The sequence below is a fragment of the Edaphobacter aggregans DSM 19364 genome (assembly GCF_000745965.1).
GTDB classification, from domain to species: domain Bacteria; phylum Acidobacteriota; class Terriglobia; order Terriglobales; family Acidobacteriaceae; genus Edaphobacter; species Edaphobacter aggregans.
On record NZ_JQKI01000123.1, the window covers coordinates 1 to 14233 of the forward strand.

At 55.5% G+C, this 14233-nt stretch carries 15 protein-coding genes; 9 read left to right on the top strand and 6 right to left on the bottom strand.

Features of this window, described 5'->3' with window-relative positions; translation table 11 throughout:
- The first annotated feature begins 111 nt into the window (after window positions 1-111).
- Window positions 112-1011, top strand: coding sequence for an HAD-IC family P-type ATPase (locus tag Q363_RS45685; RefSeq protein WP_051979307.1), 900 nt, complete (start codon window positions 112-114; stop codon window positions 1009-1011).
- Window positions 1012-1362: 351 nt separating this feature from the next.
- Here the strand turns inward: Q363_RS45685 and Q363_RS25490 are convergent, their stop codons facing one another.
- The 3 genes from Q363_RS25490 to Q363_RS25500 are packed head-to-tail and all read right to left on the bottom strand — an operon-like array spanning window position 1363 to window position 4341.
- Complete coding sequence (locus Q363_RS25490; protein ID WP_051979308.1) at window positions 1363-1962, bottom strand: VWA domain-containing protein; 600 nt, start codon at window positions 1960-1962, stop codon at window positions 1363-1365.
- Between the two features lie 37 nt (window positions 1963-1999).
- Window positions 2000-2833: a DUF6544 family protein gene (locus Q363_RS25495; RefSeq protein WP_035356460.1), complete on the bottom strand. Its 834-nt coding sequence runs from the start codon at window positions 2831-2833 to the stop codon at window positions 2000-2002.
- A gap of 2 nt (window positions 2834-2835) precedes the next feature.
- The gene (locus Q363_RS25500; protein WP_035356462.1) at window positions 2836-4341 is read right to left on the bottom strand and encodes a phytoene desaturase family protein; all 1506 of its coding nucleotides are present in this window, start codon (window positions 4339-4341) and stop codon (window positions 2836-2838) included.
- Window positions 4342-4644: 303 nt separating this feature from the next.
- On the opposite strand from Q363_RS25500, the gene Q363_RS25505 reads away from it, so the two are divergent.
- Entirely contained in the window at window positions 4645-5307 is a 663-nt protein-coding gene (locus Q363_RS25505; RefSeq protein WP_169747125.1) for a universal stress protein, read from the top strand.
- A 202-nt stretch (window positions 5308-5509) separates the two neighbouring features.
- Here Q363_RS25505 and Q363_RS41195 read toward each other — a convergent pair whose 3' ends face one another.
- Both Q363_RS41195 and Q363_RS25510 read right to left on the bottom strand, forming a co-directional pair.
- Window positions 5510-5653 (bottom strand): hypothetical protein, encoded by a 144-nt coding sequence (locus Q363_RS41195; protein WP_157467540.1) that lies wholly within the window; start codon window positions 5651-5653, stop codon window positions 5510-5512.
- A 91-nt stretch (window positions 5654-5744) separates the two neighbouring features.
- Complete coding sequence (locus Q363_RS25510; RefSeq protein WP_035356466.1) at window positions 5745-6359, bottom strand: hypothetical protein; 615 nt, start codon at window positions 6357-6359, stop codon at window positions 5745-5747.
- A 203-nt stretch (window positions 6360-6562) separates the two neighbouring features.
- Between Q363_RS25510 and Q363_RS25515 the strand changes: the two genes are divergently transcribed.
- From Q363_RS25515 to Q363_RS25540, 7 genes are all read left to right on the top strand, one after another.
- Window positions 6563-7444, top strand: a complete 882-nt coding sequence (locus Q363_RS25515; protein WP_035356468.1) for a universal stress protein — start codon at window positions 6563-6565, stop codon at window positions 7442-7444.
- 227 nt (window positions 7445-7671) lie between these two features.
- A complete protein-coding gene (locus Q363_RS25520; RefSeq protein WP_245632468.1) occupies window positions 7672-8268 on the top strand; it encodes a Crp/Fnr family transcriptional regulator in 597 nt (198 codons plus the stop codon).
- Between the two features lie 522 nt (window positions 8269-8790).
- Entirely contained in the window at window positions 8791-9720 is a 930-nt protein-coding gene (locus tag Q363_RS25525; RefSeq protein WP_035356472.1) for a universal stress protein, read from the top strand.
- A 48-nt stretch (window positions 9721-9768) separates the two neighbouring features.
- The gene (locus Q363_RS25530) at window positions 9769-11364 is read left to right on the top strand and encodes an oleate hydratase (protein WP_035356474.1); all 1596 of its coding nucleotides are present in this window, start codon (window positions 9769-9771) and stop codon (window positions 11362-11364) included.
- Between the two features lie 107 nt (window positions 11365-11471).
- Window positions 11472-11825, top strand: coding sequence for a DUF6920 family protein (locus Q363_RS25535; RefSeq protein ID WP_051979309.1), 354 nt, complete (start codon window positions 11472-11474; stop codon window positions 11823-11825).
- Window positions 11826-11827: 2 nt separating this feature from the next.
- Window positions 11828-12001, top strand: coding sequence for a hypothetical protein (locus Q363_RS41200; protein WP_157467542.1), 174 nt, complete (start codon window positions 11828-11830; stop codon window positions 11999-12001).
- Window positions 12002-12598: 597 nt separating this feature from the next.
- On the top strand, window positions 12599-13156 hold the full coding sequence (locus Q363_RS25540) for a DinB family protein (RefSeq protein WP_035356476.1): 558 nt from the start codon (window positions 12599-12601) through the stop codon (window positions 13154-13156).
- Window positions 13157-13434: 278 nt separating this feature from the next.
- On the opposite strand, the gene nhaD is transcribed toward Q363_RS25540, so the two are convergent.
- A partial coding sequence (gene nhaD / locus Q363_RS25545; protein WP_035356478.1) for a sodium:proton antiporter NhaD occupies window positions 13435-14233 on the bottom strand: 799 nt, incomplete at its 5' end.

Consider the following 14233-nt stretch of genomic DNA (forward strand, 5'->3'; position numbering starts at 1 on the left):
CAAACCCTCGCCGCCTTTCACTACTTCGCCTTCGCCTGCCTCATGCTCAGCAGAATCTTCAAAATCCTCAACTGAAGTCATTAACAGCCTCTAGGCGTCGACGTGGAACAAATGTCCGACTCTGAACTGGCCGAGGCGACGGAGAAGACGACGCTGTTTGCCCGACTCTCCCCCGCAGACAAGCAACGGGTCGTGCGCATTCTTCGGGAGAAAGGCCACGTAGTAGGATCCCTGGGCGACGGAATCAACGACGCTCCTGCACTACGGGCAGCCGATGTTGGAATCTCTGTGGATACCGCCACGGACATCGCAAAGGAATCAGCCGATCTGATCCTGTTGGAGAAAGACCTCATGGTGTTGGGAGGGGGAGTGATTGAGGGTCGTAAGGTCTTCGCGAACATCGTCAAGTACATTCGGATGGGCGCGAGTTCCAACTTCGGCAACATGTTTAGCGTTCTTGGAGCAAGCGCCTTCCTTCCCTTTATCCCAATGGCTCCAATTCAGATATTGACCAATAATCTACTCTACGACTTTTCGCAGGTACCCATTCCAACCGACTCTGTGGACTACGAGCAAGTGGCGCGACCGCGGCCTTGGAACATCAGCGAAATCAAACGTTTCATCCTTTTTGTCGGCCCTGTTAGCTCCATCTTTGATTACACAACCTTCTTCGTTATGCTCTGGGTCTTCCACTGCTGGGAGCCATCTCGCGCACGGATATTTCAGACAGGGTGGTTTGTCGAGTCGCTCATGACGCAGACACTCATCATCCATGTCATTCGTACCAATAAGATCCCATTCATCCAGAGCCGGGCGAGCTGGCTGTTAACGGCTATGACACTATGCATTATGGCTTTTGGATTGTGGTTGCCGTACTCCCCTCTGGGGCCTTCGCTGGGCCTGGCTCGACTGCCCCAGATGTATTGGCCAATCCTCATGCTTACAATTTTGGCCTATCTGGTCCTGACGCAAGTCATCAAATTCTGGTTGCTGCGAAAGCACTGGATCTAAGTATTTGCATTGTGCGTAGGCTTTTACTTGGAGAAATCATGTCTCAAGATATTGTCGAACAGTTGAGCAGCGGCGGGGTCCGGGGTGCATTGTTCCTTCTGCAACTCGAAGGTCAACGGCGATTGCACACACCCAGGGCTAGTGGCAGTGGCAATGTTTGCCTCTCCAGAAGCCGTAGAGTCAAACAGTAGGGGATATTTCTCTTTTACTCAGGATTGAAGGCTGCGAGGGATTGCCGCCCCTAATTGAGAAACGTCAGTCTCTGAACACCTAAGACACTAGCCTGCTCCACCCGTCATTTCTATCACTGGAATGATGCTGCGCTTGGGACGAGACAGATAGGGCAAGGAGTTATTCGGAGGGGAGGGGCGCGAAGTAGCCTGTGTGGACGCGGACCTTGTAGCGGCGGTCGAACGCCTGGAGGTTAATGGCGCGGAAGGAACCGTCATTCTTGAAGGCCGCCGGGCGATAGATCAAGGAGTATTGGCTCCGGAGCTCTTCTTCAATTTTGCGGAAGCCAGTGACTACGTTCTCGATGCGGACGGGGTAGAAGGCCAGACCGCCGGTGGCATCGGAGATAACCCGGAGTACCTCGTCACCCCTGCTTCTGCTGGGGCTGACGTTGGTGCCGATGGCGTAGACGATGGTCTCGGCACGCTGGCACATCTTGATGGCGTCGGAGTTCTGGGAGCGGCTGTAGTTGTCGTCGCCGTCAGAAACGAGGATGAAAACACGGCGGACGACACCTTCTTCTCGAAGGGGGAAGATATGGTCGCGGCAGGTCTTGTAGAGAGCATCGAAGATGCGAATGTCAAAACCCTCGACAAAGGCGCGGTCGCCGCGATGCAGTATCTGGCGGCCTGCCGAGAGTAGTAGCAGAAGCTCGATTAGATCGCTGCCGTGGATATTCTCCGTGGTGCCTTTTATTGTGAAGCGCGAATAAACCGACACGTGGCAGCGCAAACCGTTAGAGTGACCGGTTGCAGCGTCAGACTTTCAGCGACCAGGAGTCAACACGGCCACGCCAATAAATGAATTCGATACCGTTGAGCAGCCAGCCGACTTCCGCTTGAGTCGGAATGCGTCGGCCGCCGATTGTTCGATAGTCGCCGCCACGGCCGAACCATGGACAATTTGACACTATGCGACCGTCTTGGCGTGGTCGGTCGTCTGCCTCTATCCCGATCAGGTCGCCGGCGTCGTCCAGGATTAGACGAACCTGACATCGGCGTGTGCCACCGCCGGTCGCAACCACCAGTGTACGTGCATTGATGACCCTCCAGTCTAGCTGCCGATTCAACAGCAGGGCATCGGGATTCCACATCAACTCGGCAAGATAGCGCATGGCTTCGCCGCGGAACATGGTGTCGCTGTCCGACATTCGTATTATGGGCAGGGCGCCGAGCAGCCGACACTCAAGTCCAGCCTTGCCGCCGACCGTATAGTCAATGACCTGCATCGACACTCCGGCCGTCATGATGAGCCACGCTCTCCACAGAAAGCCGACCTCCCCAGCCGCAATAGCTTGCTCCGCTTTGAAAGCCAGTGGCTTCGAGCCGGGCCTCAGCCACATTTCACCACTCTGGGTCAGGCGGACTAGCCGACCAACCCCATCATCGCAAGCGCCAAGCCTGCGAGCTAGAGTGAGCACTTCGGACGGCAAGTCTGCGCGGGTGGCCAACGCCTTGGGCGCCTTCTCCAACGACCGTCGCAGGGACTCGATGCGTCCAAGGAAGGAACGGCGTGCGACCGCGGCGACTACCACCGCGAGCAACGCCGTGCCGCCAAGACCGAGCGACACAACCATGAACGAACCCTTCATTGTCATCTCATCACCGGGTGTCGTTCCGCGAACGGTGTCCGATCTTGCTTACAGACCGCTTGAATAGCGGACCGCGATGTCATCAGCCCTGACGGCAGCCCACCTCCCGGCATGACCCATTGGCCCACCATCAGGAACTGCCGCAAACCGGGCAGGGTGTTTGGCAATTGTCGGTACCAACTGTCGGGTGTCAGGAGCCAGCCTTCCATGCTTCCCTTCCAGTTCCCCGTGTAGCGGATGACGGTGGCAGGTGTTGAGACATCGACTACCTCGATCTCCCGGCGGACATCTCGCACACTCCTTTCCAGGATTGAGAGGACGGCCTCAGCGATGCGTTGTTTTTCTGCCTCGTATCCGACCGGATTGTGTTGTTGGAGCTGGACCCAGAACTCAAAATTGCGGGTTGGAAGAAAGCAAGTCACTGCCGTCTTGCCAGCCGGGGCGAAGGTTGGGTCGAAGTGAAAAAAGCGGAACGAGACCTGTCGAAGCTGTGTCCCCGGGTCTACCTGGAGCGGCGTGTCGAGGAGTCGAGTTACAAACCCGGGCTGTTGAGACAGATCCCGCGCCACTCCGAGAGAGACCTGCAGATAGGAGGGAAAGGTTTTGAACTCGTCATAAATCTTCTCGGTGGTTTTGTCCCTGTACTTGCCGCCAAGAAGATCGTAGATCGTGGCATGGCCATCGGCAGCAGAGATCACCCAGTCGGCCGCGATGCTCTCCCCACAAACCAGCTGCACCCCAACGGCGGCATCGTCCTCTACCAGGATGCGTTCGACTTTGACTCCGAGACGCAGCCTCCCACCTAGGCTGCCGAGCTTTTGTGCAATGTTTTGAATGACAGCCTGGGAGCCGCCGATTGGATAGCCGGCATCGCGACTATTCATCCACGCGAGCGAGAAGAAGAGAGCGAGGGCCGACAGTTGGCCCATGTCGCCCTCCCCGAAGAAGCTTCTCAGCAGTGGGTCCGTGAACCTCTTGCCGTACTCCGTGCTGCTCACGCTGGATAACTCTCGCAGCAACGGCAGGTAGGGTACGTCGTGGAGGAGTGTCAGCCAGTTGCCGGCCCAACCCTCGGTCAGGTCAGGCATCCTGAACTTAGAAAGGCTTCGAATGGCCGACGCGAGATGACGGACCTCTCCTGCGTCCTCGGGCCCGCGCTTCAACAGCTCCGCCTCCAGGCGGTCGACGTTGGAGTAGATCCTCAGGCATTCGCCGCGTTCGGTTTCGAGGCGCACAAACTCGTCCGGATATATGAACGTCAACTTGTCGATGTCGAAGACCTCCAGCCATCGCGAATACATCTCCCTGTTTGGATTGGAACCGAGCAACCAATGCAAACAGGTCTCAAACGTGAAGTCCCCCCTGTGCCAGCTCGTCGCCAACCCTCCCGCAGAATCGTGCATCTCGAGGACTTCGACCTGATAGCCGCACCTTCGTGCATACACTGCAGTGCAAAGTCCCGCGATACCGCCGCCAATGATGATGATCTTTCCGGCATCATGCTCCATAACAGTGAACTCCCGTCTAGTATTCCCCTCGTCATTCAACCACCACTCGGTCGGCCGCACTCTCGCCGAGGCGGTGTCAGCGTACGGAGAGAAATCGTATGCAACTAAGAGTTTCCTGAAGGTCGCCGAACCTTCTGATGGGGACCATCGGCATCGTTGCGGCGAGCGTCGGCATAATCTAAGTGAGTCTGTCATCGCTGTGTCGCGTTGTATGTGACGGATGTCACAGCCTTCGAGGCGTCTTGCAAGAGAGGATACTTGTGTTGACAGCCATTCGGATTGTCCGCTCACGAGGTGCGCTCATTGATTCCTATCTCTGGAACGATCAATAGCTCCATCCCCGGCGAGGGTGTGCATCTTGCCACGAGCGACATTCACTTCAAGCGAATTCTGGTTGGAATCGACTTCTCCAAGCAGGCCGCTCTGGCATTGAAGACGGCCATCGCGATCGGCGAGATCTTCGGCTCCGAAATCTTCCTCGTCAATGCTGTGTCATCTTATGTGTATGCAACGGGGCAGGAGCCGATACTACCGGAGACGATCAGTGCAGAGATTGATGGTGCGAAGGAGGAGATGAAGCAGATTATCGCTAGCGAGCCGCGACTAGATGGGGTTCGATTAAAGACGACTGTCGCCTACGCTGGTGCAGTCGATCTCATTGAACGGGTCGCCAGCGAGGAGAAGGTCGACCTGATCGTCTTAGGTTCGCATGGTTCGAGCGGTCTCGAACGGCTGGTGCTGGGATCCGTGGTGGAGACTGTGTTGCGCAAGGCGGCATGCCCTGTCCTTGTTGTAGGGCCGAACTGTCATGCGGAACAACATCCATTCCGGTCGATCCTGTTCGCCACCAACCTCAAAACCACAGGACTGCGCGCGGCGCAGTACGCTTCAGCCCTCTCGGAACACGTTCACGGCCGTCTCACGCTGCTGCACGTGATTGAAAGCCAGACAAATTTCCGAGTGTAGAGTCTGGACTCATTGAGAATCGCCTCAAGCAGGAGCTTCGGAGCCTTCTTCCCTATGATGTGGGATTCTTCTGTGAGCCCAAAGTCCGCCTTGAGTATGGCTCGCCGGCTGAACTAATCCCGTCGTTGCCGAGTCGGAATCCACAAGCTTGATTGTAGTTGGGTTACGAAATCGATCAGTCTTGGCCGACCACTCACCCTGGTCAACACTGTCTCACGTCATCCGGGAGGCGAAGTGTGGCGTGCTCGGGGTTCGTGGTCATCTCCTCTGACCCGTAGACAAACCTGTGCAATAACGCCAGCGCCCTGCGCAACACCGAGGAGGTCCCGCTGAAGAGCTTCTTCATGCTGGCGGTTCGTGCCCGTGGTGAGATTGTCACAATAGCGTTTGGAGCGAATGAGCCGATCATGGAAGTACCGTATTGGCTTGTGTCGTCATCATTCTGACCCCGCTGTGACCCTAGTTCGGACATGCCCGACATTTAGGAGTTCTCGTTCCGCAAAGAGCACCCGTGCGGACAGAGCGAATAGATTGAATCCAAATACTCCAAGATAGCCATAGAGCAACCACGCAAGTTCACGCGGGCTCAGGTTTTTGCCAAACAGGAGCGCGATAGAGGAGATCGCGGCAACACCCGCCGAGGCATAACACCACTTCGCACCGTGGTGTGCCGATGTCCCTCGTGCGACGATGAACTCCGTGATCGCTGCCGTGGCCGCCTGAACCGCCGCGAGATAGATGAACCAGTGGAGTTCGACGCGGTCAGACACCAGTGCGAACAGGAGGATTCCGATCACGGCTCCGCAGATCCCTTGCATCCTCAGAGCAAGTCGGCCAGGCTGCTGACGGGGAATCATGAAGCTGGTTGTAAGGATGATCGCGCTATCGATCGTCCCGTACGCCGCTAGGCAAAGAATCGAAATCACGACAGCGAAAGGAAGCAGGAGAATCGTCGACGCCATCTCCGGAATGAACAATACCGCTGTTCCAGCGACAACGGCAAGAAGCCCGCGGATCATTGTGGCTACCCAGTACTCTGAATAGGCTTTCATCGACTACCCTCCTGTGTTCGCCGAGCTTATGAACTCTCAGCCGGATCTGATCGCCCTGACATGTTCAATCAGCTGTCTGTCTAGAGATGTGACGGTCGTCACAGACGTGGGCAGACTGCGTCATGTTCAATTGGGGAGAAAGCCAGATATCGTTCCTGGTAACGAGCACGGAAGGCGCTCGCATTGAACGATCGAGGTGTCGTATGCCGGTCATTGGAGAACGCGTCTCTGTTTCTGTGAAAAAGATCCTTCTCGCAACGGACTTCTCCTCCGCCTCGGAGAAAGCCGCTTCCTACGCAAGAGCTTTAGCTAGCCGCTTTTCCTCCACTATCGAGATCGCACATGTCTTCGATCCGTCTATCGTTACATCGTACGAAGAGGCTATTTCGGGTCTGCCGGTGAATGAAAGGCGGCGAATCGCCAACGAGAATCTTGAGCGCTTGCGGAACGACTTCTCCGCTTCTGGAATCGATGCGCGAATTACATCGCCTGAAGGACACCGACCTTCCGCGGGTCTCCTAAAGGTCGCGAAGGAGCACGAGGTCGACCTGATCGTTGCGGGAACGCACTCCAAGTCGGGAGTGGAGAGACTGGTCCTGGGCTCGACAGCAGAACAACTTATTCGAAATGCAGAGTGTCCCGTGCTTACCGTGGGCCCCAATGTCAAGCACCCTGGCGATGCTCCTCTAGCTTTCCAGACGATTGTCTACGCGACCGATTTCTCGGCCGAGGCCGCGAAGGCGGCCGTCTACGCTACTTCCTTCGCCCAGGACAGCGGTGCTCATCTCTATTTCTGTTACGTGCTTCAGACGGCCACCTCTTGGAAGAGGGAGTTCGTGGATGGAGCATTCCAATCCGCGCTGAAAAGGATGATTCCAAAGTCTTCTTACGACTGGTGCAATCCCGAATGCGTGGTTGAGCACGGTGACGCTGCCAAGGCCATCCTCGAACTAGCCGAGAGGGTTCAGGCGGATCTCATCGTGCTTGGTGCGCGCAAGGCGTCGTTCTGGCTGACGCACGTCGAGCGTGGCCTGACTCCTGATCTGTTGGCTCAGGCGACCTGTCCGGTAATGACTGTGTGCTAACTGGCGGGAAATCAGTACGACGGTTGCATGTTGCCGCACGATAATTCAACGGAATATATACTCGGGGTAACATCATCAGCGTCGCATGTGGCATAGAGGTTATTATCGGAATGCTTCCTCTTTCCAAAGCCCGATCGATGCACCATTGTGATACCTGTGAGTTGCGTTCACTGCGGATGTTCTGCAATCTTAGCGCAGAGGCACTCGCCGACTTCGGGTCAATCGGCGTGCAGACCACGCTTCCTAAGGGGGCAAGGCTCTTTCAGGAGGATGGGCCGAGCAACGGCGTCTTCGTCATTTGCACCGGTCAGGTCAAGCTTTCCTGCACTTCGAGGGAAGGAAGAACCCTGATTCTCAAGATCGCCATGCCGGGAGATGTCCTAGGGCTAGGAGCAGTTATCTCCGGATTGAGATATGAGGTGACAGCAGAGACGATCGAACCGACGGAGATCAAAAGGATTCGCCGGGAGGAGTTTCTCTCCTTTATCCAGAAGCACGGTGAAGCGAGCCTCCATGCCGCCAAGGCGCTCTCAGAGGAGTACAAAGCAGTATTCTTCGATGCCCGTCGCCTGGCGCTGTCCGGTTCGGCGGCAGGACGCCTTGCGGGGGTACTGCTGGACTGGGGGAGGGAAGCGTCCTGTGGCAAGCCTGAGATGCGCTTCACAATGGCACTCACACACGAGGAATTAGCCAACATCGTTGGTAGCTCTCGCGAGACTGTCACTCGCATGTTGGGACGCTTCAAAAGAGAGAAATTGATCCAGGTCCATGGGGCTTCCATTCTGATTCTCTCTCCAGAGAGGCTAGAGCAGCTTTCGGCTTAGGTCTTCTTTGAGCGTCTCTCTCATTTCCTTCGTCAATCCTAACTTCAGCGCAATGCAACCCTGTGATCTCTGTCACAGCTTTGTTTCTCGAGACCTCATAGATTCAACTGTAGAGGTGGCTCATGGTTCGTTGCTGTGTCAACCCTGCTTGTTGCGCAGAGTTCAGGCTCTTCAGCATTGGAGATCTCTATGCACTTGAAAGGCGCTCTACGGATACGGAGTTCTTCTGGCTCTGCCCCGCCTGCGTACCCACGGTCGAACTGTGTCTCGATCCGACGGGGTGCATTTCGGTGAGACCACAATCCGACGCTGTCCGTCCGCATCCACCTCATCCAGACGGCTATCGGCGGCTGGTTACTCAGCGCAAACTACCTACACCATGGCACCGTGCAGGCTCCCCCCACGCGGCCGACGCTCTCAGGCCGATATGGACGCGATCCGCTTCCTTCGTCAAGCGAGGCTGCATAGACCTTGCCAATATCAAGACCCACGCCGACGGGTCAGAAATATAGAGCAGAGACCATGCAAACATCCACGATCGATTCGGTACCTTCCTTCAACAAGGTTCTTCTCGCCACCGATTTTTCCGCTGCGTCGCAGGCAGCGTTCCAGACTGCCCTTGGTGTGTGCAATGCGTTTCAAGCAAGTCTCTCTATCCTGCATGTTTTTGAGGACGCCAACGCTGTTGCTCCAGAAACAGGAGGGCAGCTGCTTGAATTGGACAGCCTCTATGAAATCGCTCGGAGCTCACTTGACCGCCTTGTCGAAGAGGCCCGACGGTCAGGTATAGCCTGTGAGGCCACTATGGGCAGCGGAATCCCTTCTGTGACGATCCTGGAGACGATTACCTCAGACGCGATAGATTTAGCCATCCTTGGAACGAATGCTCTTCACGGCTTTGAACGACTCGTCTTCGGCTCAACTGCCGAAGTGGTCCTGCGCAAGGCATCCTGCCCAGTACTGACGGTGGGTCCTCAAGCATCGCACGCTCCCGAGGCAGCTCAGATTAATAGCCCCGTTGTCTTCGCCACTGATTTCCATCTCACCACGACCCGCGCGATTTGTTATGCTGCCGCCATCTGCAAGGTGACCAGGTCACCGCTGCATTGCCTGCACGTGCTTCCGCGGACGCTCGAAGGCGGTTCACACAGACATATCACTCTGCAAATCATGACCGAGGCATTGCAGCACGTGGCAAACGAGAGTGGCACGGCCATCGATCCGCCTGTTTGTGCAATCACATACGGCAGCGAGATCTCGAACGCGGTGGTTGCCTATGCAAGGCAACAGAAAGCGAAGCTGATCGTCCTGGGAGTCCGTCAAGCTTCGATGGCCGCTTCACATATTCCTGCTCACATCGCCTGCCGCATCATCACAGAGGCTTCGTGTCCCGTCCTGACCATGGCCTTCGCATCCCAACCGCATGCGACGCTTGCCGCCGCTTGTTTGTGATTGAGCTCCCTGTGGAGGGCATACAAGTAGCAAGGAAGTGAGAACTCCATGCACAAGAAACCCGCTGACGATAACGCAATGGTTTACTTAGTTGGAGGTGGAATCGCCTCGCTTGCGGCGGCGGCCTTCCTTATTCGCGACGGAGACATCCCTGGCCACAACATCACGATTTTTGAGGAATCATTCAAGATCGGTGGCAGTCTCGATGCCGCCGGAACTCCCAAAGATGGCTACGTCATGCGCGGCGGCAGAATGCTTGAAAGCAAATATCTCTGCACCTATGATCTCTTTTCATCGATCCCGACCCTCGATGGGCGCAAAACGGTTACGCAGGAGATCTTCGACTGGAATAGGGCGATGAAAACCTCATCCAAATCCCGTCTTTTTCGGGGAGGACACAGGCTGAACGCTCCCAAATTTGGTCTGAGCGAAAAGCATATCCTGACTATCGAGCGCTTGGGACTTGAGCCGGAGGCGATTCTCGGGCGAAGCAGCATTTTGGACCAGTTTGACCCTTCATTCTTTGAAACAGATTTTTGGTTCATGTGGTGTTCGACTTTTGCCTTTCAGCCCTGGCACAGCGCAGTCGAATTCAAGCGCTATCTGTTGCGTTTCACTCATATGGTTTCAGGCTTCAACACGCTGAGCGGGATAATGCGAACCGTCTTCAACCAGTATGACTCGATGGTACGGCCGCTTCAGAAATGGCTAGTAGACCGCGGCGTGAGATTCGATTTCAGTACACGCGTCACCGATCTCGGTTTCTGTCATGACGCCGAGGGCTATATCGTGGATCGCATTCTCTGTGAACGTAAGGGGCATGCGGATGAGATAAAGGTAGGAGCGAAGGACAAGGTAATCGTCACGTTAGGCTCCATGACCGAAGCTTCCAGTCTGGGCTCAATGGACTCGGCACCTGTCCTGAAGGGTAAATACGACGGCGGCTCCTGGGCTCTCTGGGAGAAGATCGCCGTCGGTCACCCGCAGTTCGGCCGTCCAGCTAACTTCACCGGCTATGTAGAGGAATCGAAGTGGGTGTCCTTCACCACGACTTTCCACGACCCCACCTTCTTCCATCTCATCAGGGATCTGACAGGCAACGTCCCGGGAGAGGGTGGCCTCATCACCTTTCCGGAGTCCGGCTGGTTAGCGTCGATCGTATTGCCTCATCAGCCACATTTCATCGGGCAGCCCGAGGACGTTAACGTCTTCTGGGGCTATGGTCTTTTCGTCGATGAACCCGGTGACTTCATCAAGAAACCTATGTCGGCATGCAGCGGTCGGGAGATTATGACAGAGATAATGGGACATCTACGGATTGAGGCCGACGCCAGGAAAATACTTGAAACCTGCACCTGCATCCCGTGCATGATGCCCTTCATCACCAGCCAATTCCTGCGTCGAGCCAAAGGTGACCGTCCTCAGGTGGTACCCGAGCGCTCGAAGAACCTCGCTTTCATCGGACAATTTTGCGAACTCCCTGACGATGTGGTTTTCACAGTGGAATATTCGATCCGTTCGGCGCAAACCGCAGTGTATTCGTTGCTTCGATTGAGCCGAACACCGCCACCGGTATACAAAGGACACTACGATCCGCGCGTTCTGCTAACGGCCTTCCTCGCGTTACATGACAAGAACCCCTAAGAAGACTGCTTCGCAACCTCACGCAACACTCTCCTTCAGCAGGCGAGCATCTTGGATCAGGACCATGAGCGGACAAGAATCTTTGGAACAGCTTTGGGAGTCTGCTTGTGGCAATTGCAGAGCAGGTGATTTACTGGGTCCGGGGCCTGATCCGGCAGGCCAGCGTTCGTGTAAACGGACTGATCATGCGTGGAAGCGACCGTTTCCTTGATAGATCGGGCGCCATGCAGTGGAAACTCTTCGGGATACTGCCTTTCCTCAACGCAACAGGGCCCGATATGACTCGGTCGGCTGCGGGTCGCATCAATATCGAATCCTTGTGCCTGCCGTCCGCTCTCTTGCGGCCGGGGGGAGAGTGGGCCGCTGCGGACTCGACCCATCCCCATGCGCGGTTCAGCGCACATACCGAGACTGCCGACCTCGACTATACAGTGAAGGAAAACGGTGAGTTGAAGACGTGAGCATGCTCCGATGGGGAAACCCTGACAAAGCAAAGTTCCGGTTCCTACCATTCGGCGGTCTCATTGAAGAGAGCGGCACGTTTGACGGAAATACCATCCCGACGAAGGTCCGGGTTGGCTGGTACTTCGGCAGCGAGCGTTTCGACTCGGAAGGGAAGTCGAAGCGGTCGACCTGATTGCAGTCCCCAACTTAAGCTGGGTGTTGAGTTGACCTTCCCGCATCCGCTTCAACAACTGTGACAGCAATCACAGCCCCATTCCATTGTGCGCGCCAAAATCAACTACGAGGTTATTAGTGATGCAAACTGCGAATCCTCAAAAACTTTGCGCCGACACTAGTAAGTCCTGCACCGGACCTTGCCCGGGTTACGGAACGCGTACCGATTGCCCACCACTGATCGTTCTCGCGGTGCTATCGGTGCAACCAACCGAAGCGAGCGCAAAAGCTAATCGATGAGCGTGATCCTAACCCGGAAGGGTATGGCAACGATTCGCGACAAAATGGGCCATTTGGACTACGCGGTTCCAATTCTCCATCACTGAAAGCGAATTCGTAAGTTGCGAGACGTCGCCGCTGGTTCATAACATGGCGATTTTGCATCAAGCGAGAATGTGGCCTCACCTTTACTAACCACACCGAGCATCCACTTGTCCAAGAAGCCGGTTTCTCCGCAAGTGAATCCCCAAAACACTGGAGAACGTCGTTTGCTCACATTTGAGCGTCAAACTTCTCTGTCTCGGCGGATACTATTAGCAGTTCATGCGAGGAACTGATGAAGACACTCCTTATATGGTTTGCACTAAGCGCGACGATGCTACATGCTCACGCCGCTACGCAGAACCCTCAGTACGAAGGAATCTGGGAGGGTTACGACGGCGAGTGGGGCCACGTTTCTCGGCAGCTCATCGCTTTGGCAGAGGCGATTCCGGCCGACAAATACTCTTGGCGCCCCGGGCCGGGGATAAGGTCGATAAGCGAGGTGCTCATGCACATCGCGCAGGCTAACTTCTACCTGCTGAGCGTTACCGGCCCGAAGATGCCCTCGGACATGGCAAAAGATAATCTCGAAAAGACCGTTACATCAAAAGCCGCAGTGATCGCAGATCTGAAGCGCTCATTCGATGCTGTTAAGACAGCGCGGGCTCAGTTGAAGCCTGACGATCTCGAACGCAAGGTTACCATCGACGGCAAGACCGTCCCGGTTGACGGAATGTACCTGAGGATCCTTGTGCATGACAACGAACATATGGGGCAGCTGGTCGCCTATGCACGTATGAATGGAATTGTCCCACCCTGGTCACGGCCCACAACACCGGGTGGGAGTAGATGATCGACAGTGAGCGGGCTGCTCAATTGACGGGACGTCGCCATTTCGTACAGGAAGCCCACGAAGCTTCGCCGCCAATTTGAATCGCCGATCCTTGGATTCCTCCGCTGCCGCTTTCGGATAGCGAACGCCAGCAACTAGTTGAACTGGCGGTTGCCGTGCCGTTTCGAACCACGACACCCGACATGCACCAACTTATAGATGGCTATCGCTCATGGAGCCGTGCTCAAGCCAAGATCCGATCTTGCAGTCCACCGTAAATATTTCACACCCCCTTCGGCTCATTTGAACGTTGACGCATTGATGTAGATATGGGCTGCAATTCCTGAGGCATACCCGAGAAGAATGGCCCAACTCCATTTCAAATGCGAAAAGAATGTGTAGGTGTCTCTTCTGAGGCCCATGAGAGCTACGCCTGCCGCCGATCCTATTGATAGAATCGAGCCGCCAATGCCAGCGGCGAGCGTAAGGAGGAGCCATTGGCCCATATCCATATGCGGCATCATAGTGAGGACGGCATACGTAAGCGGGATATTGTCAATGATGGCCGATAGGACCCCGATGAGGATGTTCGCGGTTGTGTATCCCAGCCCTGTATAGAGAATCGACGACAAGCCATTCAGATATCCGATAGCGCCCAGGCCTCCCACGCAGAGCATGATTCCATAGAAAAAGAGAAAGGTGTCCCACTCGACCATCCGGAGAATATTGAAGATACTGAACGGCTCCCTGTGCTCCGATCTTCTCTCAAACTCGTCGTTCTGTGCGGAGCCGGGAATACTCTCTGCGAATACTTTCGATTCGTGACGATGTAAAAAGTATGAGTACAGATTCAGTGCCCCTAAACCTAACATCATTCCAAGGAAGGGTGGCAGATGCAGAGTGTGATGAAGCAGGACGGTCACAACAATCGTGCTCAGAAGCATCGCGGCAACTACGTATCCACCCTTCCGAACAGGCACATTGCTTCGCTCGAGAGGTACGCTTCTTCCACTGATCGTGAAGGAGATGATGACAGCCGGAACAAGCCAGCTGATAAGTGCAGGAACAAAGAGAGCAAAAAACGCACCGAATGGAACT